Source organism: Streptomyces sp. NPDC043738 (genome assembly GCF_056436545.1).
Genome location: NZ_JBWKCJ010000033.1, coordinates 53,600 through 74,275, shown reverse-complemented (window position 1 = coordinate 74,275; position 20,676 = coordinate 53,600). Strand labels below are relative to the sequence as shown.

Sequence of the window (20,676 nt, the reverse complement as noted above, 5' to 3'; positions counted from 1 at the left end):
CTCTGTTTCCCCCCCCCCTCCCCCCCCCCCCCCCCCCCCCCCCCCCCCCCCCCCCCCCCCCCCCCCCCCCCCCCCCCCCCCCCCCCCCCCCCCCCCCCCCCCCCCCGGTCCGGTCACTTCAGCAGCCTGGACAGCCGCCGGTCCGCGAGGACCCTGCCCCCGGTCTGGCAGGTGGGGCAGTACTGCAGGGCCGAGTCGCTGAAGGACACCTCGCGGACCGTGTCGCCGCAGACCGGGCAGGGCTCCCCCGTCCGCCCGTGGACCCGAAGGCCGCTCCGCTTCGCCGCCTTGAGTTCCTCCGGCGCCAGCCCGCGGCACCGTTCGACCGCGTGGTTGAGCGTCGCGCCGATCACCTCGTACAGCCGGGCCACCTCCTCCGCACGGAGCCCGGAGGCCGGCTTGAACGGGGACATCCGCGCCGCGTGCAGGATCTCGTCGGAGTAGGCGTTCCCGATGCCGGCCAGCACGCTCTGATCACGCAGCACGCCCTTGATCTGGCGGCGGTCACCCTTCAGCACACCGGCGAACGACGCCAGGGTGAAGGCCCCGGAAAGGGGGTCGGGGCCGAGCCGCGCGATCCCGGGCACCTCCCGCGGATCGGTGACGACGTACACCGCGAGGTGCTTCTGGCTCCCGGCCTCGGTCACGTCGAAGCCCGCACCGGCGGGTTCGGCGAGCCGCACCCGAAGCGCCAGCGGTCCCTTGCCGGGGCGCGGCACCGCCGTCGGCACCCGCTCGCTCCAGCGCACCCAGCCCGCCCTGGCCAGATGGACGACCAGGTGCAGTTCCCCCGCCCGGAGGTCCAGGAACTTGCCGTGCCGCCCCACACCGTCGAACGTCCGGCCCTCCAAGGCGTCGAGGGGCGGCTCGTAGGTCTTGAGCGCATGAACGGAGACCGGGTGGACACGGTCCACGGCCCGCCCGGCCAGGTGAGCGTCGAGAAACCGGCCGAGCGCCTCGACCTCCGGCGATTCGGGCATAACGCCATTGTGCCCCGCAGGGAGCCACCTGCCCGGAAACCCACCCCACCGGCCCCCGCGCGCCGCCCGCCGACCATCTCCGTCAGACCGCGCGTCCCCGACCACCCCCGTGCCGCTCCGCCCTGACGAGTGGTTTCGCGGCCGAAAGCGTCTCCGCGGGCCCACCCGCACGTTATTTGTACCGCGATGCGCCTATCCGATCATGCGCACGGACGCCTCACACCCCCCAGGAGACGCCAGTGACCCCTACTGCCCACACCGCCCCCGAATCCCTGCTGCGCCGCACCCTCGCGGAGAAGCGCATCGCCCTGGTGGCGTGGCGGCTGCTGGTGCTGCAGAACGCGGACCCGGCCGTCGCCGCCGGCGCCGCGCGGTTCTCGACCTACCGGGCGCATCCCTGGCGGCGGATGGAGCACACCATGGACAGCGGCGAGCGGCTGTTCTTCTCCGACCGCGAGGGCCTGCGCCGGGAGATCGCCCGGCTGGAGCGTACGCACCGCCGCATCCAGGGCACCGACGACCAGGGCCGGCCGTTCACGGCGCTGGACCCGGCCGTGCGGGTATGGGTGCTGGTGACGCTGTACGAGTCGATGACGGCGATGCGCGAGCTGTCCGGCGACCCCATGAGCCCCGCCGAACTCGACCGGCTCTACGCCGAGTTCCGCGCCGTGTGCGCCGAGTTCGGCCTGCCGGACGAGCTGTTCCCGAAGGCCGCCGCGGACGTGCCCGCCTACATGGACCGCATCATCCGCGAACGCCTGGAGTACAGCGACGCCGTGCACGACCTGCTGTTCACGATGTTGCGCCAGGCCCCGGCGCCCCGCCGTCTGGGACGACTCGGGCCCGCCTGGCCGCTGCTGCGCCGCCTCATCGCCCGCTTCCTGGCGGCCCTGACCCTCGCCGACCTGCCCCCCGCCTTCCGTGAGCGCTTCGACCTGCCCCGCACCCGCAGCGCCGCCGCGCTGTCCTGGGCCCTGCACCGCGGCATGCGCCAGGCCATGACGCGCCTGCCCGACCGACTGCGCTACCGCATCCCCCCGACCGGCGTCCCCGCCGCCCGCCCGGCGACCGCCCCACCCGGCGACGGCGGCGCGGGCGCCCCGGCGACCGGCCGGGTGCCGCGGCCCCGGCGCAACCGCGGCGGCTCGCCGCGGGCGCGCGCGGAGGCGTTCTTCCGCCAGGTCCTGGACCAGACCGGCGACGGGTACCTCACCTCCGCCGACCTGCAGGCCATGGCGCACAACGTCTGCTGGCAGCTCGAACTCGACGAAGCGGCCGAGGGCGAGGTGTACGCCGGCTTCGAGACCTGGTGGCAGCACATCCGCACCACGATGGACACCGACGGCGACGGCCGCGTCAGCCGGGCCGAGTTCACCGCCGCCATGGTCGCCGGTGCCGACCGCGACCCCGACTACCTGCACAAGGGCCTGCACACGGCGCTGCGCGCCCTCTTCCGCGCCGCGGACACCGACGGCAGCGGCCATGTGGGAGCCGACGAATACCGCGTCCTCTTCGGCGGCTCCCGCGTCCACCCCGCCGAACTCAACCACGGCTTCCGCCAGCTCGACGCCGACGGCGACGGCCGCATCACCGAGGACGAGTTCCTCCGCGCCTTCACCGACTACTTCACCGCCCGCACCGACACCACCGCCGGCACCCAACTCCTGGGCCGCCCCTGACACCACGGCCCCCACACACGCGAAATCAGCCGCCGGCCGCGCCTTCCCAAGCTGGAAGAACGCGGCCGACGGCCTACAACTGTCCAGGCGAGCGAAGTGCCGCTCCGGCCTGCGGGGTTCTTAGATGTCGAAGTAGAGCACGGAAGCCATTCTGACCTGCGAATATGTGACCTGGATGACGGGCCTGGTGCACAACGGGTGCACACTGTGCACCCGCCGGGGGTTGCGGACCGGAGGGGCACCATCCGAGCAGCAGTCCGCCTACCGGGAGACCCCTGGGCGCCCATGCGCACTTGCGTGCGCCCGCTCTCCCCTCCATACCGTGACACACCATGTCAGTACCTGCGGAAAGCATCCTCGCACTACTGCGTCATCAGATCCCTGTACGCGTCAATTCGACAGCCGCGCTGGTGATGGACACCGACAAGGCAGCCACAGCCATCGCCCGCAAACGTGCACGCGAGCGAGGCGAGGAGGAACGAGTTCCTCGTAAGCCCGGGCTGGAACCACTACAGACGGCCGAACAGAACGATCTCGCTACCACGCCTTGGGAGTTGCTCGGCGTCTTCGCACGAGCCGCCACCTTGGCTCGTCATGGGCGCGGAAGAGGCTTGGCCGAGCACTGGCAGGCCCTGAAGTACTGCCAGGCCCTGGGAGTTGGTGCCAGTGGCTACCTGGCTCTCACCGAGGAGGGGCAGAACCCAGAACTCTCCTACAGGGGGATGCAGGCCCGAGAGTTGGGACGAGCGCTGGGCTTGGCGATCGCAGAGCGCACAGTGCGGGCCCGCTTCCCGGACCACCTGGTCTCGACTGTCGACGCCGAGTCGGTGCTGCTTGCTGGATTCGCGCGCTCCGGACCGCGGCCTTCCCTAGGCGCTCGACCACGGCCTGACTTCTTCATCGAGGCATGGAAGCCCGGCGAACCGTCCCGGCTCTTCGTGGTGACGGCCAACGGAAATCACCAGAAGACGACCAAGCGCACGGGGAAGAGCGACCGCTCAGCCTTCAAGCAACTGGCCAGGGCCAGTGAGCGCGCTGAACATTTCCACCTTGCCGAGTGGAACACCACGCCCTGCCTCTTGATGTCCACCGAGCTGCTGGCCAAGGAGGGCACCACAGTCCACGCTCTGCAGGCACCGGGCCAGGGGCTGTTACCTGTGCGATCGATCACAGGACGCGACAGTGCGGACGCCGTGCCGTCGAAGAGGAACCCTCCGTATGTCAACGCTGTGAGGGTGCCTGCCCGCGCTGGCGAGGAAGGCTTCCACGACGGCTTCCTCATTCCACGAAAAGATCGCGCGTGGTTCGGTCAGGTACTTGCCCGAACCGGTGCTGCGGGCCAACTGGCGTTTGCCGGCGCTGGCATGGAGATCGCTCAGTACTTGACCAGCGATCAGGGTCGCAAGCACTACGAACAGCGAACATTCGCAGGATCACCCAGCGTCCGGGACGCAGAGCACTGCTTCGGCGCGACCCGCTTCTTCGGTACTGACCAGGTCTTCAGGTTGAACAGGACCCGCGTCGAGGCGTTCTCAGGGGTGGCAGAGGACCTGTATCAGCTTCTGGTCGAAGGGAAGGTCGAGGCGTACCGGCGCCGCGCATACGAGCTCCGCCCCACGCTGCCGAATGGTGCGACCGCTCCGAAGTGGGGCGCGGTCTCCTTCGGTGAGGACGGCACTGTCATGGCTTTGCGTATTCTCCCGGAAAGAGACAAACGATGTGCTCCGTGAACCAGACCCGGCACGTCCGCGCACTGGTGACCACGCCGGAGACTGACTCAAAGCCCTGTCAGAGGTCGCTCGTAAGCTCTGGAGCATGGGGAGCACTGGAATCACTGAAGCCGATGTCGACAAGGCGATGGCCGTCGTCGAAAGCAGCAGACAGTCACTTCGGCGGGATGATCCCGCCGTCCAAGCACTCGCCGCGGCGGTGTCCGTGCGGCGCCGCTTACAGGGAGAAGAGGCGATCACGGACGACGAACTGCTTGCGGCGCATGACCAGTTGCACGCAAAGATGCCTCACAGGAACGGCGGCAGCCTGGAGGCACTTGCCGACGCGCTACTGGGCCGCGGGATGGTGCCCTCGCCCGGCGACTACGACGGCGACTGGTGGCTGTGGTGGCCCAAGAAGGGCTATGGGCCGTGTCGTGACTGCCGGCAGAGTCGCTCACTGACGCGCTACTCCGCCAAGTGGGGCAAGCCGTACAGATACTTGTGCGCACGCTGCCGCAAGCAGGAACTGGCAGACGATACGGCGTATCTCAACAGCGTCACCGGTGTCACCCCGGAGGAAGGTGAGTCGGCCGAATCGCTCTTCAGCAGACGTACGGCAGCTCTCATCGGCCAGCTGGGCAGCCAGGCGGCAGCAGCACCCGAGAGGCAAGCGGGTCGCCCGGACACCGAACAGTGGGGCGAGTACGTAGACCGGCTCATGGAAGTGCTCGGCCCGCTCGACTGGGCTGGCTGGGAGGTCCCGGACGAATACGATTCGGACTGGGATGCCGAAACTGGCCCGATGCTCTTCGCCACGCTGTGGCGTACCAGCGCCGCGCTGGACATCGAGTACTACCCGCGTGAAAGCCGGCTCCGATTTCTTCCCCACGAAGACGTATGCGGCGATTTCCCAGAATCTTTTTCCGCACTCGATGAAGAGGTCGAACTCACGGTCACCCTCCAGGGCGACGAGGCGGTCACGGTGGTCCAACATCGAGCCGGCGCGTTGGGATTGCTCGATGCAACTCGCGTCCGTGTGGTGGAGGGGGCTGATCGAGAAGCCGCGGAGGCGTTCGAAGCGGAATCGCTACTCTCCCTCTTCAGCCCGGCAGCCTCCTACCGGAAGATCCCGGTTGCAGACATCGTCAAGGAAGCTGTACAGCACCCCGATCTCAGCACCTATCTGCGCTGGGTTGTCGGTATGGCGGGCCGCAACGTGCACCCGGATCCGGTGCCCGATGCGGCGGCTCTGGGTATCGCGGCCTGGTGCTGGCGCAATGAAACGGCTGTGGAGGCTCACCATCTTCCCTCGGACGTGCTGATGGCCCGAGTGAACATTGCGGTGACTCGCGCGGTGCTGCCTCATGTCTGCCCGTACGAAGGTATCGACTGGGACGGGATCGAGCAGTCACTGACTGATACAGACTGGGAACTCCCCAACGGTCGGACTGTCTCCTCCCTGTTCGGCGACGGATGGCCGGAGGTGCAGTCGACGGTGCGTGAGCAGATCCGTAAATGGCAACGCCTCGACAGCGAACTTCTTGGTCCGGATACCACTTTGAGGCTGATGACGATCGGGGGCTCGACAAGCTATACGTGTCATTGGTGGGGACAGGGACGGTGGCGCGCGATCTGCGAAGAGATTGTCCGCGATGCTGTCGAAGCTGGTTTCACGCTGCCACAGCCGTACGACTGCCGTGGTTCTGATGCCTTGATCGACGACTTGGAACACCCGGACATGCAGTCCGATGCCGTGCTGGACTGGCTCATCGACATGCCCGAAGCCCCCGTTTCAGGGCCTCACGGATTGCGCCACCATCCAGCTACCCAGCCGGTCGTGCGCGAATACGATCCGTGGTGGGCAACGCCGGAGGGAGACTGACTCCGCAGCCGTCGGCAGTCCAGTGCCCCTACGAGCAGATCGAGCGTCTGCCTCCAGCAGGACCTGCTGGAGGCAGACGCTCGGGGAGTCCTTCGGCCAACTACTCGCCGAGTTCGAGCTTTACTTTCTAGATGTCGAAGTAGAGGTGAGGAACCGTCCTGACCTGCAAGCTTTCTAGGATCGAGTGATTACCGGTGCACAATGGGTGCACACGGCGGAGTCCTCCGCATCCCGGAGGCCAGAAGCCTCACCGCGCCGCTGGCTCGCTGGGCGGCACCTCGTCCCGCGGCTCCGTTCTCCCAGCCGTGTGTAATGAGGCAGCGAGGATCCGGCAGACCTCAAGTCGTTGCCCTTGGTCGCAGCCCGCTAGAAGTCGTTCCAGGCGGCGAAGCACTGCCAGATCCCGTACGTAGCGTGCGACGACTCCCAGGACCAGGCACGCCGGTACTACGAGCGCCATCCCGGACAGGGTCATGACTTGTAACCCTCCTTGATGGACTCCACGACATCCTCAGTGCTGCGGCCGTACAGGCATGACCCGTGGCGATTCAAGATCACTGTGCGATCGCCGAAATGAGCAGAGTGGCGAGAGAGCAACTCGATCGTCTTCGCTCTGGGTACGTCGTCAGCGAAGCCGTGAGCCAAAAGGACTGCACAGAGCGCTTCCGTGGTGTCACCGCAGCACCACTCGATCACGAGATCGCCGGCGTGATGTGTGTAGCAGTTGGCGAATCCGTGTGGCTCTGCAGTCCTGTTGACCAGCCCTGGGAGGCGCAGAATTCGACTGAGCAGCAAATCGCGCACCCGCAGGTCGTCGATCCCTCGCGAGTCTGTCCAATCCTCAGTCTCCTGCTTTTCGTCGCGAGAGAGGCCACCGGGAACCCGTTTCCACAGAAGCACCTCGCCGTCGCGCGCGGACGGCAGATGGATGGGGCCACCATCCGCACGCGTTACGGTGACGTGAGCCGAGCTGGCCGCGTCATGAAGGTTCAACTGTCTTTCGTTACCCCGAATGCGCAGGCCGGCGACCCCGCGGACGCCACCGTAGAAGTGATCGAACCGCGGGAGGAGTTCGTGGAGAACCTCGTCCGCCATGTCGGACTCCAGGGTCAGCTTCACGCTCTGACTCTCAGGCTCTGCTCCTCGCACACCAAGAAGAGCGCCATTGAGCTGACGATCCTTGAAGCTGCTGGCCAACACGTGCGCCATGTGTGCTTCCAGACGGCGCTGACGTGGGTCGGGGGAATCTACGACCGAGGACCCGAGGTAGACGTGGAGCTGCTTCGCCAGTCGTGAAGCGGTCGCCTGTTTGAGCGACGTCTGGCGAACGATTTTCTTCGCCAGACTGTTGGCATTGCGCGACTTGGACATACCTTGCCCCTTCCACTTGCCGCCCGGCGACGACAGGAGAGACAGGTCGAATGTCCTGATGCGTACTGACTGCCAACTGCGGGTGACTCTCAAGAGCCCACTGCTCGCTCCGGCGCCGGGACCGGATGTAGCGAGACGCACTGCCGCAGCAGCGCCGCGTACAAGCTACACCAACGTCTTGCGCTGAGTCAGCGATCGGATGGTGCGAGTGCCGGATAGAGCTGCCCCTGTGTCCTGTCACCGGCATGCGATGACCTCTGATCTGGGTAGGCCAGCCGTAGCCCCTCACCGGGCATGACCTGTTCGCTAGGCCCCAGGAGGCAGAAGTGAGCCGCGATTTAGAGATTCGGGCGTCGAAGATCTTCAAGAAGCAGCAAGGCGAGATCTTGTGGCCGTACGGACTCTCTACCCCGAATCGGCGACGCAGTGGGCTAAGCGAGGACCAGTACAAGGAGGCTGCTGCCCACGCGCGTGTGGCTCAACTGGTCATCGTCGAATGGGCCGAAGACCACGGTCTGCGTAGCAGCGAGAGTGGGTGCTGCCCACGATGGCTGTTGCGCAACGCCAGCAGGCAGTGCGAACCCGACGCGTGTGAGAACTACGGTTCTGGCCCCCGCAACGACGAGCGCTGGCTTGATCACCCCATCTTCTGGCTCAAGGACGGACTGCCGACTGCGATCACGTCCTCGCCGTATTCGGTGAGTGAGGACGACCGAAGCCGTATCGAGCAGTGGCAGGAGTCCGGCCTTGCGGCAGCGTTCGGTGGGCCAGGTTGGTACGGGTACGGCACAACGCAGATCGTCGTGTGGCATCCGGGGCGCCTTGCCTCCGTGTACCTGGCAGAAGACGCCGACAGGCTCCTGAGGCACAGCAAGTAGTCGGAGTGACCGGAGTTTCCCAGAAGTAGCCCGCACGTTGCGAGACCTTGTGCGCTGAGTCAGACCCCAGCCCGGTACCGCTGCCCGATTGCCTTGCGAGCCTTCTCAACGGCGCCCGAGACCCGGTGCACGTACCGGCGCAGCGTGAACGCCGGGTCCTCGTGCCCCAGGATGTCGGCGAGCGTATAGACGTCCACGCCTTCATTGATCGCCTCCGAGGCGAAGAGGTGCCGGAGGGCGTGGAAGAACCAGCAGGGGCCGACGTTGGAGATGTGTCCGTCCAGCTCGACCTTGTTCAGCGCCATCAGCGTGGCCGCCTCACGCAGCATTCGCAGATGTTCAGCGGTGATCTGCGGCAGGCCGAGGCCGGCGAGGTGCTCCTCGCGGAACAGGTACGCGTACACCTCGTAAGCGGTGGCCAGAACACGGGCCGCGTCAGAGGTGGACTCGCTGTGGGCCTTGATGAAGTCCAGCGCGAGCTGCTCGACGGCGCTCTCAGTCGTTTCCTGCACTTCCATGAGCCGGGACTTGACCAGCTCCCAGTCGGCGACGAGCCAGGTGTGCGACTCGAAGCGGAAGAAGTACTCGGCCGGGTCGATGGTGATGCGTCGGCCGTCGACCTGGATGCCAGGCAGGCGGCTCCAGCGCTCGTCGAATGCTTCGGGCAGCTCGACCGCAATGGCCGTGATGTCGATGGTGGTCACCGTGTCTCCGTCTCTGATCGGCCGGGTTCGGACATAGGTATGCCCGAACCCGGTGTAGGCGTACGGAACTTCGGGAGGCCGCCCGGACCAAGGGGGAAGCCTGGATCACGGTCGGGCCGTACCGGGCGGCTGATGTTCAGTGAACCTGCCGTCACGCGCGATGGGTACGGTGAGAGGCAGCCGGAGCGGTATACGCGGTTTACAGCCCCGAATCGGAGGCGGTCGTGGCAGCACAGAGAGAACCCAACTTCCGCCTGCGCGAGACCATCGACGCGACCGGCTGTACATACGAGGCGCTGGCGAAGGACGTCCGTCGCATCGCCGCGGAGAACGGCGAGATCCTCCAGACCAACAAATCGGCCGTCTCCCACTGGGTAAACGGCACCCGCCAGCCGACCGGCCGAACCGGTCAGTACCTCGCCGAGGCACTCTCCCGCCGAGCGAGCCGCACGATCACCCGGACCGAGATCGGCCTGCGGGCGGCTGAGACAGCGGCGACGGACGAGCCGGACCCTGTACTCGCCGCAACCGACCTGGGCCGCGCCGACGTCGAACGCCGCCATTTCCTAGCGGTGGCTGCCTTCACCACCGCCGGCGTCGCCATGCCGCTTGCATACGACCACGAGGCCACCGCTCGTATGCTCCGAACCCGCACCGGCAAGGCCGTGGCCGGCATGGAGGACGTGGACGTCGTACGCCAGATCACCGCAGCCTTCAGTGCAGCTGACGAACGCCTCGGCGGCGGCCACGGCCTGACCACCGTCACCGCCTACCTTGCCGACACCGCTGCACCCATGCTCCGCGGACGATTCCCTAGCGAAGCGTTACGCCGTGCTGCCTTCGGCGCGGTCGCCGAACTTGCCTACCTGGCAGGCTGGAAGCACCACGACCTTGGCCAGGAAGGCGCAGCCCAGCGCTACTACCAGGTCGGATATCAGCTCGCCTGCGAAGCCGACCCGCACGGCCACGCAGCCTGGATGATGCGCGCCCTTGCCCACCAGGCCCTCAGCCTCAAACAGCCCCACTACTGCGTCGACCTCGTCGAAGGTGCTCTCGCCCGCGGTCTCGGCCACGTCGGCGGTCAGACCGAAGCGCTCCTCCACATCACCCACGCCCGCGCCTACGCCGCTGTCGGCGAGAAACCTTCCGCAGCTCGAGCCCTACTGGCCGCCGAAGACGCCCTGCTCCGCGACGACCACCCCCAGCCCAGCTTCTCCCGTGTCAGCGGCCCGGCCGCCGGTACGGTTGCAAGCCACACCGCCCGCACTCTGACCGATCTCGCCGACCACATCGGCACCGAACAGCAGCACCGCGACGCCCTCGTCCGCTGGGACCCCGAAAGGTACAAGCGCGTCCACGCCCTCACCTACGCCGACCTGGGCGACAGCCTCGCCGCCCAGGCTCGCGCCGACGAGGCGGTCGCCACCTGGTCCCGGGCTCTGACGCTCATGGAGGGCATGACCTCGGACCGCACCCGCAAGGCCATCACCTCGCTCCGCTCCACCCTCGCCGTCTACCAGCGACGCAAAGTACCCGGCGCCGCCGCACTTGCCTGCCGCGTCCGCGGAGCACTCACCTAAGCTGCCCACCAACCCGCCCGACGAAGGGAACTACCGTGGCTCAGCCGCAGGCCGACGACCAGCCCAAGGCCCTCAAGCCCGCCCTCGACTCCATGACCCTGCTGGTCGCCGCCGTCATCGTCCACGACAAGGCCACTAACCGCGTCGTCCTGCTTCAGCGCAGCCAGGACGCTAAATTCGCCCAGGGCATGTGGGACCTCCCGGTCGGCAAGAGCGAACCCGGCGAACCCATCACAGAGACCGCGGTCCGCGAGCTGTATGAGGAGACGGGCCTCACGGTGAAGCCGGAGACCCTCAAGGTCGCCCACATCATCCACGGAGCATGGGGAGTTGAAGCGCCTAACGGCTTTCTCACCGTTGTCTTCGCGGCTCACGAATGGACAGGCGACCCCGAGAACCGTGAGCCGCGCAAGCATGCGCAGGTTCGCTGGGTCGATGCCTCTTCCGTTCCTGAAGCCTTCGTAGGCACTACCGCAGCCGCCTTGCAGCACTACCTGGCAGGCGGCCCCCAGGTGTCACTTGATGGCTGGAGCTAGCGCAAGGCCATTGCGTCAACTTGCCCAAGCCAGGGTGTAGTTGATCTGTTGAGACGTATCATTGCCCTATGGTCACGTCTCCCGCAGGCGAGAACGATCCGTTTCTCGAAGCTACTCAGGCGCTTCCACGCGATGAAAGAAACACAGGCCCTGAGACACGTGCCCGGTTTGAGTACCAAGATGAGTGCATAGCGCTAACACTGCTGGAACACTTCGGCGCTGACCTTCGGGGTGTCCTGGTCGAGTACTCCACGGATGTGATCCTGCTGCCTCGAGAAGGCCCACCCGAGCTTGTCTCGATTAAGCATCGCGAGCCGCACCACAAGAGTGATCCAACCTGGACATGGTCCGCTTTGGACAAGGACCGCGTCTTGATCGACCTCTACTCAGCATGGAAGGCCGCAGGGAAGGCATGCACTGTTGCTTTTCATAGCAACGCAGGTTTCGGTGGACCAGCTAATGTGCTCCGACAGGCAAAAATATCTCAAGATGCCTCGGCCAGAAATACGGCAGTGGCGCAGCTGCAGAAGCGTCTAAAGATACCTCCTGTGGAGGCAGAGGAGTTCATTGAGCACCTCAATTTTCCCACGTATCCACTCCCTCGGCGAAATGAGATAACTGACGTCGGAGTGAGGAGAACTGCAGATTTCCTTAAGTCTCTAGGGAGATCGCCAATTCACGCGGAATCCTGTTATGAGGCTTTGATCGGGAGGATCGCTGAAGCCGGTACAGATAGACCTCAATCACGGCTGGGGAGACCTGAAAGCATTGCTGCAACCATACGCGCATGTGCGCAACTTGAATCTCTAAACCGCCAGAGGAGACGGTATCTGTCGACTGAAGAATTGCGGCGACTGCTGCTTCAGAATGCTGATAAGAATGAAGCGCGCACGATGCCGACATCCCGACATCCGGGATGGGACCCCGACCCATTATTCGTTGGACGGACCGCGCACCTAGGCGAGCTGGAGCGTCGGTTGACACCAGGCAGCCCTGACCCTGTTTTGCCTGTCGTGATATCTGGAATGGCGGGTGCAGGCAAAACTAGCCTGGCTGGTCAATTTGCCGCCCTACACTCGGGAGACCTCAGGGTCGAAGTGATCGATGGGACCACTCGAGCCGGTCTTCTGCTTGGCCTGGAGGAGCTCACTGGACAGAAAGCGATCGTGAGCAGCTCTCCCGGTGGGACCGTGGCCCTGCCAGAAAATTCGGCAACTTTGCTCATTATCGATGGAGTTACGGAACCATCGATCGTGCGCAACCTGTTACCGCGCCAGTCATTGTGCCGAGTTCTGATCACCACGACAGCTAGTCATATCGATGAATCTCATCACCATGTCTATTTGCCATCATGGTCGTCAGAGGAAGCGCACTGTTTTATAGAGAAGGTGCTGCCGAACACGCCGACTGCCCACATGGCCGAATTGGCAGACCACCTCGGGAACCATCCTCTTGCCGTAAATCAAGCCGTAAATTATTGTTTGACGGTTGGGCTAACAATCCCGCAGTACTTGGATCGATTCCGCAAAGCATCTACACAAATGCTTGATCGTGGCCAAGCCGGCCGCCATCCGGTTACTGTGGCGAGTGCGATCCAGTTGGCCATAACGGAAGCAGAGAGTCGGAACCCGCTCTCTCGCCGTCTACTCACTCTTCTCGCTCATCTCGGCGCTGAGCCATTACGACTGGATATCTTTGACGATGAGCCTATACGCCCGTTTGTCGTAGGTCCTGTGAGGGTGAGTAAGCAGGAACGTCGCTTCATGCGAAGGCGTACCCGCACTGAGCTCTCCTGGACTGGGCACTCCCGAGATGATGAGGGTTGGAATGCGCGCATAGCTCTCTACGACGAGATACAGCGAGACGACGCAATAGCGTGCCTGTCTGCATTCTCTTTGGTAAGTGTTGAGCGCGGCACCATACGAGTCCATCCACTGATTAGATTGTTTGCAGCCGAAACCGCGCAGGAATCAGAAACGTGGATTGAAACAGCCTTCGGGCTTTTTTCCTCACAGTTTGTCGAGAGAGGGCAAGAGTCTCCAGAGCTGCTTGATTCGCACATCGGGCACGTCATCAGAATCGTCGATGAGGCTTTCCAAGCTCACATGCATGGTCCGGCCGTCATGGCCGTTGCCAAGACTTTGGTGGATCGCCTGTGCGCCCTGGGCGACGAAGAGAATGCCGTGCGCATGGGTGATCAAGTTCTTCGAATCGCAGAGCGTCTGTTTCGTCAAGGCTTGGCTCCTCTCAGCCTCCTTTTCGCAGCGCGAGAATCTTTGGGGCAGGCTCATGTTCAATCGGGCGATGTAGATAGAGCGCTGGCTCTAATTGAAGGTAACGTCGAATTGACTGAGCGGCATGCCGACCAGGACTCTGTCGATAGGGCCTACATGGCTTTGGGTAATGCCGCGGTCAAATTGGGGCGTCGAGATCTTGCGACTAGCGCAATTTGTAAGCTCCCAGATCTTTCTGTATTGATTGATTTGAGTGAAGGGCACCCCATTGGAGCTCTCGTCATGGCTCACGTCAGAGTTCGCCTGCTGGAGCTAACTAACCGACTCGATGAAGCTGAAGAGATCAACGCATGGTGCATTTCTCGTATAGGTCTTTTGGTGGATTCTCTTCCTGCGGATCTAGTTATGGGTATCCATTCTGATACCGCAATGCTGGCTCGTTTGCGAGGCTCGACTGAATGGCAGGGCGAGTATCTCGACAGAGTAGCTGAAGCTCAAGTGGCCGGTGACCCGTCTCGACGTGATCGATTCTATTTCGACGTGCACCTGGGCGCGGCCGACACGGCCATTGAAGGGGGTGATTTGGAACGTGCCGCCCAAATCTTGGAGGACCTGGATCCTTTGCTGTCGTCGCAGTTTGGTGTGCGGAGTTCGATGTACGCATCGCTACTGGCGATCAGGGGTAGGTGTCGTTTGCATCAGGCAGCCGTAGGGGAAATTCCTATTAAGGATTCCAAGGCTGACCTATTGGCTGCAGTTAAAATTCTGCGAACGACAGCCGGGCCTGAAAGGGGGCAGCTTGCATCTGCCCTAATCAATCTCTCTTCAGCCTGTGCTCTGGAGGGTCGTGGGGACGAAGCCGTTTCTGCCGCAAGAGAAGCCTACGAGGAAGATATGCGCAGGTTCGGATCCGATCACCCTGAAACTAAATTCGATTTGCAGATGTTGTACATGGTTGCCATGCAATTCAATCTAACGGATGACATTCATCTCGATGACGAATCAAGCGATGATTGATTTATGTGAATGGCTCGTGTTGGAACTCGGGAAGTGAGATTGCGGGTCTGGTCGAGCTGTGCTGCATATCGCAGAAGCCGAAAACCGCATCAGGTAGGTGCTTGGGATCGGCACCGCAAAAGATCTTTATATGCGCAGCTGACTTAGCGCGGTGGCGTTAGGAGAGGCTGTGTTGGTGGGATAGAGGTTCCCCTGCTCCTCTGTAGCCTCCTGCGGTGCCAGTACGGGGACCAACCGCATCCACGCGCGCCAGGCAAGAGGGGATCTCGTGCCACTCTGCACCAGCGCCCATCACAATCCTGCCAGCCCTCGTGATGCGCAGATCTCGGGTAAGGGCCCGAAGGGACTGGCGGCGGCGATTTGGGTACTGCGGCGTGCGGCTTGCGACAGATTGTCCTGGAACGACCCAGGGCCGCCATCCCGCAAAACGCGGGGTGACGGCCCTTAAGCGGCAGTCCTGGCGACCTGTCAGGTGATTAGCCTTCCGGTGCACGCTCGGTGCACAAGAGGGTGAAACGAGGTGATGACCAGCGAGAACTATGGAGAACTATTTTCGCAGGTCACGCAGCCTCTACGGGGTACCGCCCCAGGCCACCCAGCCCTGCCTCTTAGATGTCGAAGTAAAGCTCGAACTCGTGCGGGTGCGGCCGCAGCTGGATCGGGGCGATCTCGTTGGTGCGCTTGTAGTCGATCCAGGTCTCGATCAGGTCGGAGGTGAAGACGCCGCCCTGCTGGAGGTACTCGTTGTCGGCCTCGAGGGCGTCGAGGACCGCCGGGAGGGAGGTGGGGACCTGGGGGACGCCCGCGTGCTCTTCGGGGGCGAGCTCGTAGAGGTCCTTGTCGATCGGCTCGGCGGGCTCGATCTTGTTCTTGACGCCGTCCAGGCCCGCGAGGAGCAGGGCGGAGAAGGCGAGGTACGGGTTCGAGGACGGGTCCGGTGCGCGGAACTCGACGCGCTTGGCCTTCGGGTTGGAGCCCGTGATCGGGATGCGCATGGCCGCGGAGCGGTTGCGCTGGGAGTAGACCAGGTTGACCGGGGCCTCGAAGCCGGGGACCAGGCGGTGGTAGGAGTTCACCGTCGGGTTGGTGAAGGCCAGCAGCGACGGGGCGTGCTTGAGGATGCCGCCGATGTAGTAGCGGGCGGTGTCCGAGAGGCCCGCGTAGCCCTGCTCGTCGTAGAAGAGGGGGGCGCCGCCCTGCCACAGGGACTGGTGGACGTGCATGCCGGAGCCGTTGTCGCCGAAGATCGGCTTGGGCATGAAGGTCGCGGTCTTGCCGTTGCGCCAGGCGACGTTCTTCACGATGTACTTGAAGAGCATCAGGTCGTCGGCGGCGGCGAGCAGGGTGTTGAACTTGTAGTTGATCTCGGCCTGGCCGGCGGTGCCGACCTCGTGGTGCTGGCGCTCGACCTGCAGGCCGGCGGCGTCCAGCTCCAGGGAGATCTCGGCGCGCAGGTCGGCGAAGTGGTCGACCGGCGGGGCCGGGAAGTAGCCGCCCTTGTAGCGGACCTTGTAGCCACGGTTGTCCTCGACCGCGCCGGTGTTCCAGGCGCCGGCCTCGGAGTCGATGTGGTAGAAGCCCTCGTTCGACGTGGTGTTGAAGCGCACCGAGTCGAAGACGTAGAACTCGGCCTCGGGGCCGAAGTACGCGGTGTCCGCGATGCCGGTGGAGGCGAGGTAGGCCTCGGCCTTCTTGGCGATGTTGCGCGGGTCGCGGCTGTACTGCTCACCCGTGATCGGGTCGTGGATGAAGAAGTTGATGTTGACGGTCTTGTCGCGGCGGAACGGGTCCACGCGGGCCGTCGACAGGTCGGCGCGCAGCGCCATGTCGGACTCGTGGATGGCCTGGAAGCCGCGGATCGAGGAACCGTCGAAGGCGAGTTCCTCGGCCGGGTCGAACGCCTTCGCCGGGATCGTGAAGTGCTGCATCACACCGGGCAGGTCGCAGAAGCGGACATCGATGAACTTGACGTCCTCGTCCGCGATGAACTTCTTGGCCTCGTCGGCGTTCTGGAACATCCAACTCCTCCTAGCCCGGTCACCGGTCGGCGGACGCGGGATTGCTACTCGGAACGCGACCCTCTGCAGAGGCGCGCTCGCCCGACCATAGGCAGGCGGGATTTCCCAAGCATGACCCATTTGTTTCGCCGAGGTTAACCGCCGCGCGGTGGGTCATATCCCCCAGTGTGCGTCAAAATGGCGTAATACGGATAGGGCGGTGTCGGCCGCCGTCCGTGCTCCCCGCGGCCCCTCCACCGGCCGGTGCCCGCCCTCCGCGAAGCGAACGTATGCGGTCGCAGTACCGTGGACGGGTGGACAACAGGCAAGCAATCGGATCGTGGATCTCCGGGCCCCGCGCGGCAGCCGAGGACATGGGTGTCGAGTTCGGATACCGCGGGCAGCGGCTCGGGCTGCCGGAGGAGGGACCGGGGTCCCTCGCGCGCCCCGGGCGCCGCTTCGCCGCGCTCTTCATCGACTGGGCGCTGTGCATGCTCATCGCGTACGGACTGCTCAGCGGCGGCAAGGCGCAGTCGGCCAGCAACTGGGCCCTGGTGGTCTTCGCGGTGCTCAGTGTGCTGACGGTCGGCACGGTCGGCTTCACGCCCGGCAAGCGGCTGCTGGGCCTGCGGGTGGTCGCCGAGGGCGGCGGCCGGATCTCGCTGCCGCGGGTGGTGCTGCGCACGGCCCTGCTGGTCGTGGTCATCCCGGCGGTGGTGTGGGACCGGGACGGGCGGGGGCTGCACGACCGTCTCGCGCGCGCCGTACAGGTCCGGATCTAGCCACCTCCAAGCCCTCGGGGAGCGAGGGCCCGGATGCGTGAGAAAACGGGTGGGCCCGGGACCTTCGCGGTCCCGGGCCCACCCGTTTCGATGTATACGAGTCGCGCGGCTCAGCGCATCTTTCCGCCGCCCCGGGGCATCCGCATGCCCTTCGGCATCGGCCCCTTCGGCACCGGCATGTTGCTCATCAGGTCGCCGAGCGCACGCAGCCGGTCGTTGACGGCCGTGACCTGGGCGCCGGGCAGGACGCGCGGGAGCTTCAGCAGGGTCGTACGGAGCTTCTTCAGCGGCACCTGGCCCTCGCCGTCGCCCACCACGATGTCGTGGACCGGGGCGTCCGCGACGGTGCGCGCCATCCGCTTCTTCTCGGCGGCCAGCAGGCCGCGGAGACGGTTCGGGTTGCCCTCGCCGACCAGCACGATGCCGGCCTTGCCGACGGCGCGGTGCACCACGTCCTGGCTGCGGTTCATCGCCACCGCGGGGGTGACCGTCCAGCCGCGCCCGACGTTCTCCAGCACGGCTGCCGCCGCACCGGGCTGGCCCTCCATCTGCCCGAAGGCAGCTCGCTCGGCGCGCCGTCCGAAGACGATCGCCATCGCGAGGAAGGCCAGTACGAAGCCCAGGATGCCCGCGTAGATGGGGTGGCCGATCAGGAAGCCGATGGCAAGGAGAACGCCGAATACGACGATGCCTACACCAGCGACGACAAGACCGACCTTGGAGTCGACCCGACGGGTCATCTTGTAGGTCAGGGCGATCTGCTTGAGCCGCCCGGGGTTCTCAGCGCCGGCAGCGCCGGCAGCGCCCTCAGCGTTTACCTTCCTCGCCATACAGCGCAGTCTACGTGGCGTGCGGGCGACGGGTCGCCGCGGCCTCCAGTACGTACTCGGCCTCGTACCGGTCCTTGGCGCGGCGGCGGTCCTCCAGGACCGACGTCCAGGCGTTGCGGCGGGCGGTGCGCTGCCCGCCGCGCATCAGTACGGCCTCGACGGCACGCAGTGCACCGGTGACGGAAGGACGGGGGAGGGCTGGTGTGGCGCGGAGCGGCGCGGCCTGCATGGTGGGTGACTCCTTCTGGCGTTCGCAGGAGCAGGAGGGGGTGCGTGAACGGTGCGTGCATCCATCGTCACGGAAAGGTGTTACCAACGGATGACCTGCCGGTCAAACACCAATGAAACGTTGACGCGGCCCGCCACGCCCCCCGTCCTGGGGGAGTGCGGGCCGCGTCCTCAAGCATGTGCCACGTTTCACAAGACGGCGCGCCGGGGAACTCAAACCGCCTGACTGGACGCCTCGACCTCGCGCCGTTCGACGGCCTGCTGGTAAAGGCGGCCGGCGCGGTAGGAGGAGCGGACCAGCGGGCCGGACATCACGCCGGAGAAGCCGATCTCCTCGGCCTCCTCCTTCAGCTCCACGAACTCGGCCGGCTTCACCCAGCGCTCGACGGGGTGGTGGCGCGGCGTGGGGCGCAGGTACTGGGTGATGGTGATGAGCTCGGTGCCCGCCTCGTGCAGCTGGCGCAGCGCCTCGCTGACCTCTTCGCGGGTCTCGCCCATGCCCAGGATGAGGTTGGACTTGGTGACCAGGCCGGCCTCGCGGGCCTTGGTGATGACCTCGAGGGAGCGCTCGTACCGGAAGCCGGGACGGATCCGCTTGAAGATCCGCGGCACCGTCTCGACGTTGTGCCCGAGGACCTCGGGGCGGGAGGAGAAGACCTCGGCCAGCTGGTCGGGGTCGGCGTTGAAGTCGGGGATGAGCAGCTCGACCTTGGTGTAGCCCTCGGCGCGCTCCGCCGTCATCGCGTGGATCTGGCGGACCGTCTCGGCGTACAGCCAGGCGCCGCCGTCCTCGAGGTCGTCGCGGGCGACGCCGGTGATCGTGGCGTAGTTCAGGTCCATCGTGACGACGGACTCGCCGACGCGGCGCGGCTCGTCGCGGTCGAGGGCCTGCGGCTTGCCGGTGTCGATCTGGCAGAAGTCGCAGCGCCGGGTGCACTGGTCGCCGCCGATGAGGAACGTGGCCTCGCGGTCCTCCCAGCACTCGTAGATGTTCGGACAGCCCGCTTCCTGGCAGACGGTGTGCAGGCCCTCGCTCTTCACGAGCTTTTGCAGGGCGTTGTACTCGGGACCCATTTTCGCCCGCGTCTTGATCCACTCGGGCTTGCGCTCGATGGGGGTCTGGCTGTTCCGGACCTCCAGGCGCAGCATCTTGCGTCCGTCGGGTGCGACTGCGGACACGACCGGCTCCCTACGACTTCGTTTCCTTGGCGTACACCAGGGTACGCCCGTCAATTCGTACGTCTTTACGTGCGGGGCAACCCCATGGGGCGGGGCCGCATTCCCGGTGGTCGCCGGGGGTTCCTCGCCGGTGGCCGTAGGGTCAGACCGCCCGCGGCAGCAGCTCCGCGCCCTCCAGGACGTCCCGCAGGTGCTTCTCGACGACGGGCAGCACCTCGGCGATGGTGATCTCGCGGCCCAGCTCGCCCGCGAGCGAGGCGACGCCCGCGTCCCGGATGCCGCACGGCACGATCTTGTCGAACGAGGTGTTGTCCGGGTTCACGTTCAGCGCGAAGCCGTGCATCGTGACGCCCTTGGCGACGCGGATGCCGATCGCGGCGAGCTTGCGGTCCTCGCGGCGCTGGCCGGCGTTGGACGGCGCGTACTCGGGGCCGTTCAGCCGCGGGTCGAACAGCTCGTCCGTCACCCGCGGATCGAAGTCCAGCTGCAGCCCGCCGAGCCCCGCCCGCTCCTGGACGGGGTCGCCCAGCACCCACACCCCGCTGCGGCCCTCGACCCGGCTGGCCTCGACGCCGAATTCGGCGCAGGTGCGGATCAGTGCGTCCTCGAGCCGGCGGACGTGGGCGACCACGTCGACCGGGCGCGGGAGCTTCTGGATGGGGTAGCCCACCAGCTGGCCGGGCCCGTGCCAGGTGATCTTCCCACCGCGGTCCACGTCGATGACCGGGGTCCCGTCCAGGGGGCGCTCGTCGTCGGTGGTGCGCCGGCCGGCGGTGTACACCGGCGGATGCTCCAGCAGCAGGCAGGTGTCGGGCACCTCGTCGGCGAACCGGGCGGCATGTACCCGGCGCTGTTCCTGCCAGGCCGACTCGTAGTCCACGGCGTCCGCTCCGAAGCCCAGGTGCACAAAGCGCAGCCCCTCGGGTGCGGGGGTCTCCCCCCGAGAGATCGCAGTCACGGCAGCTCCTCTTCGAACCTTTGTTGCACTCTTGCTGCAACGCTGATGCACTTCCGATGGTTTCGCGCCCATGCCACTGTACGGCGACCGATTCCGGTCCCTTCAGGCGGCCGGTGTACCTGCCACCCT

General features: G+C 65.5%; 14 protein-coding genes and 2 pseudogenes. 8 read left to right on the top strand and 8 right to left on the bottom strand.

The window, feature by feature from the left end:
* Window positions 1-113: 113 nt before the first annotated feature.
* The gene (locus AC0680_RS32070) at window positions 114-980 is read right to left on the bottom strand and encodes an Fpg/Nei family DNA glycosylase (RefSeq protein ID WP_478635777.1); all 867 of its coding nucleotides are present in this window, start codon (window positions 978-980) and stop codon (window positions 114-116) included.
* Between the two features lie 239 nt (window positions 981-1,219).
* Between AC0680_RS32070 and AC0680_RS32065 the strand changes: the two genes are divergently transcribed.
* The 3 genes from AC0680_RS32065 (at window position 1,220) to AC0680_RS32055 (ending at window position 6,253) form a co-directional block, all read left to right on the top strand.
* Window positions 1,220-2,659 (top strand): oxygenase MpaB family protein, encoded by a 1,440-nt coding sequence (locus tag AC0680_RS32065; protein WP_478635775.1) that lies wholly within the window; start codon window positions 1,220-1,222, stop codon window positions 2,657-2,659.
* Window positions 2,660-2,991: 332 nt separating this feature from the next.
* Entirely contained in the window at window positions 2,992-4,389 is a 1,398-nt protein-coding gene (locus tag AC0680_RS32060) for a hypothetical protein (RefSeq protein ID WP_478635773.1), read from the top strand.
* Between the two features lie 85 nt (window positions 4,390-4,474).
* Window positions 4,475-6,253, top strand: coding sequence for a hypothetical protein (locus tag AC0680_RS32055; protein WP_478635772.1), 1,779 nt, complete (start codon window positions 4,475-4,477; stop codon window positions 6,251-6,253).
* A gap of 471 nt (window positions 6,254-6,724) precedes the next feature.
* Here the strand turns inward: AC0680_RS32055 and AC0680_RS32050 are convergent, their stop codons facing one another.
* Window positions 6,725-7,624, bottom strand: a complete 900-nt coding sequence (locus AC0680_RS32050) for a hypothetical protein (protein ID WP_478635770.1) — start codon at window positions 7,622-7,624, stop codon at window positions 6,725-6,727.
* Between the two features lie 326 nt (window positions 7,625-7,950).
* On the opposite strand from AC0680_RS32050, the gene AC0680_RS32045 reads away from it, so the two are divergent.
* Window positions 7,951-8,502, top strand: a complete 552-nt coding sequence (locus tag AC0680_RS32045) for a hypothetical protein (RefSeq protein WP_478635768.1) — start codon at window positions 7,951-7,953, stop codon at window positions 8,500-8,502.
* 134 nt (window positions 8,503-8,636) lie between these two features.
* Here AC0680_RS32045 and AC0680_RS32040 read toward each other — a convergent pair.
* Window positions 8,637-9,206, bottom strand: a pseudogene (locus tag AC0680_RS32040) (tyrosine-type recombinase/integrase); the annotation flags it as partial.
* A 224-nt stretch (window positions 9,207-9,430) separates the two neighbouring features.
* Between AC0680_RS32040 and AC0680_RS32035 the strand changes: the two are divergent.
* The 3 genes and pseudogenes from AC0680_RS32035 (at window position 9,431) to AC0680_RS32025 (ending at window position 14,573) form a co-directional block, all read left to right on the top strand.
* Window positions 9,431-10,786, top strand: coding sequence for a tetratricopeptide repeat protein (locus AC0680_RS32035; protein ID WP_478635765.1), 1,356 nt, complete (start codon window positions 9,431-9,433; stop codon window positions 10,784-10,786).
* 1 nt (window position 10,787) lies between these two features.
* A pseudogene (locus AC0680_RS32030) lies at window positions 10,788-11,322 on the top strand (NUDIX domain-containing protein).
* Window positions 11,323-11,390: 68 nt separating this feature from the next.
* Window positions 11,391-14,573, top strand: a complete 3,183-nt coding sequence (locus AC0680_RS32025; protein WP_478635762.1) for a hypothetical protein — start codon at window positions 11,391-11,393, stop codon at window positions 14,571-14,573.
* Between the two features lie 608 nt (window positions 14,574-15,181).
* Here AC0680_RS32025 and glnA read toward each other — a convergent pair.
* Window positions 15,182-16,591, bottom strand: coding sequence for a type I glutamate--ammonia ligase (gene glnA / locus AC0680_RS32020; protein WP_384436590.1), 1,410 nt, complete (start codon window positions 16,589-16,591; stop codon window positions 15,182-15,184).
* A 293-nt stretch (window positions 16,592-16,884) separates the two neighbouring features.
* On the opposite strand from glnA, the gene AC0680_RS32015 reads away from it, so the two are divergent.
* Window positions 16,885-17,352: an RDD family protein gene (locus AC0680_RS32015; RefSeq protein ID WP_478635759.1), complete on the top strand. Its 468-nt coding sequence runs from the start codon at window positions 16,885-16,887 to the stop codon at window positions 17,350-17,352.
* Window positions 17,353-17,462: 110 nt separating this feature from the next.
* On the opposite strand, the gene AC0680_RS32010 is transcribed toward AC0680_RS32015, so the two are convergent.
* From AC0680_RS32010 to lipB, 4 genes are all read right to left on the bottom strand, one after another.
* Window positions 17,463-18,182, bottom strand: coding sequence for a DUF4191 domain-containing protein (locus tag AC0680_RS32010; protein ID WP_478635758.1), 720 nt, complete (start codon window positions 18,180-18,182; stop codon window positions 17,463-17,465).
* Between the two features lie 10 nt (window positions 18,183-18,192).
* The gene (locus AC0680_RS32005; RefSeq protein ID WP_384436599.1) at window positions 18,193-18,411 is read right to left on the bottom strand and encodes an SCO2195 family GlnR-regulated protein; all 219 of its coding nucleotides are present in this window, start codon (window positions 18,409-18,411) and stop codon (window positions 18,193-18,195) included.
* Window positions 18,412-18,623: 212 nt separating this feature from the next.
* Entirely contained in the window at window positions 18,624-19,589 is a 966-nt protein-coding gene (locus AC0680_RS32000) for a lipoyl synthase (protein ID WP_478635756.1), read from the bottom strand.
* Window positions 19,590-19,731: 142 nt separating this feature from the next.
* Complete coding sequence (gene lipB / locus AC0680_RS31995) at window positions 19,732-20,547, bottom strand: lipoyl(octanoyl) transferase LipB (protein ID WP_478635754.1); 816 nt, start codon at window positions 20,545-20,547, stop codon at window positions 19,732-19,734.
* Window positions 20,548-20,676: the final 129 nt, after the last annotated feature.

What these genes read in the sequence shown, in the direction of transcription:
- AC0680_RS32070 (WP_478635777.1), bottom strand. Translation starts at nt 980, where the DNA reads ATGCCCGAATCGCCGGAGGTCGAGGCGCTCGGCCGGTTTCTCGACGCT.
- AC0680_RS32060 (WP_478635773.1), top strand. Translation starts at nt 2,992, where the DNA reads ATGTCAGTACCTGCGGAAAGCATCCTCGCACTACTGCGTCATCAGATC.
- AC0680_RS32055 (WP_478635772.1), top strand. Translation starts at nt 4,475, where the DNA reads ATGGGGAGCACTGGAATCACTGAAGCCGATGTCGACAAGGCGATGGCC.
- AC0680_RS32050 (WP_478635770.1), bottom strand. Translation starts at nt 7,624, where the DNA reads ATGTCCAAGTCGCGCAATGCCAACAGTCTGGCGAAGAAAATCGTTCGC.
- AC0680_RS32025 (WP_478635762.1), top strand. Translation starts at nt 11,391, where the DNA reads ATGGTCACGTCTCCCGCAGGCGAGAACGATCCGTTTCTCGAAGCTACT.
- glnA (WP_384436590.1), bottom strand. Translation starts at nt 16,591, where the DNA reads ATGTTCCAGAACGCCGACGAGGCCAAGAAGTTCATCGCGGACGAGGAC.
- AC0680_RS32010 (WP_478635758.1), bottom strand. Translation starts at nt 18,182, where the DNA reads ATGGCGAGGAAGGTAAACGCTGAGGGCGCTGCCGGCGCTGCCGGCGCT.
- AC0680_RS32005 (WP_384436599.1), bottom strand. Translation starts at nt 18,411, where the DNA reads ATGCAGGCCGCGCCGCTCCGCGCCACACCAGCCCTCCCCCGTCCTTCC.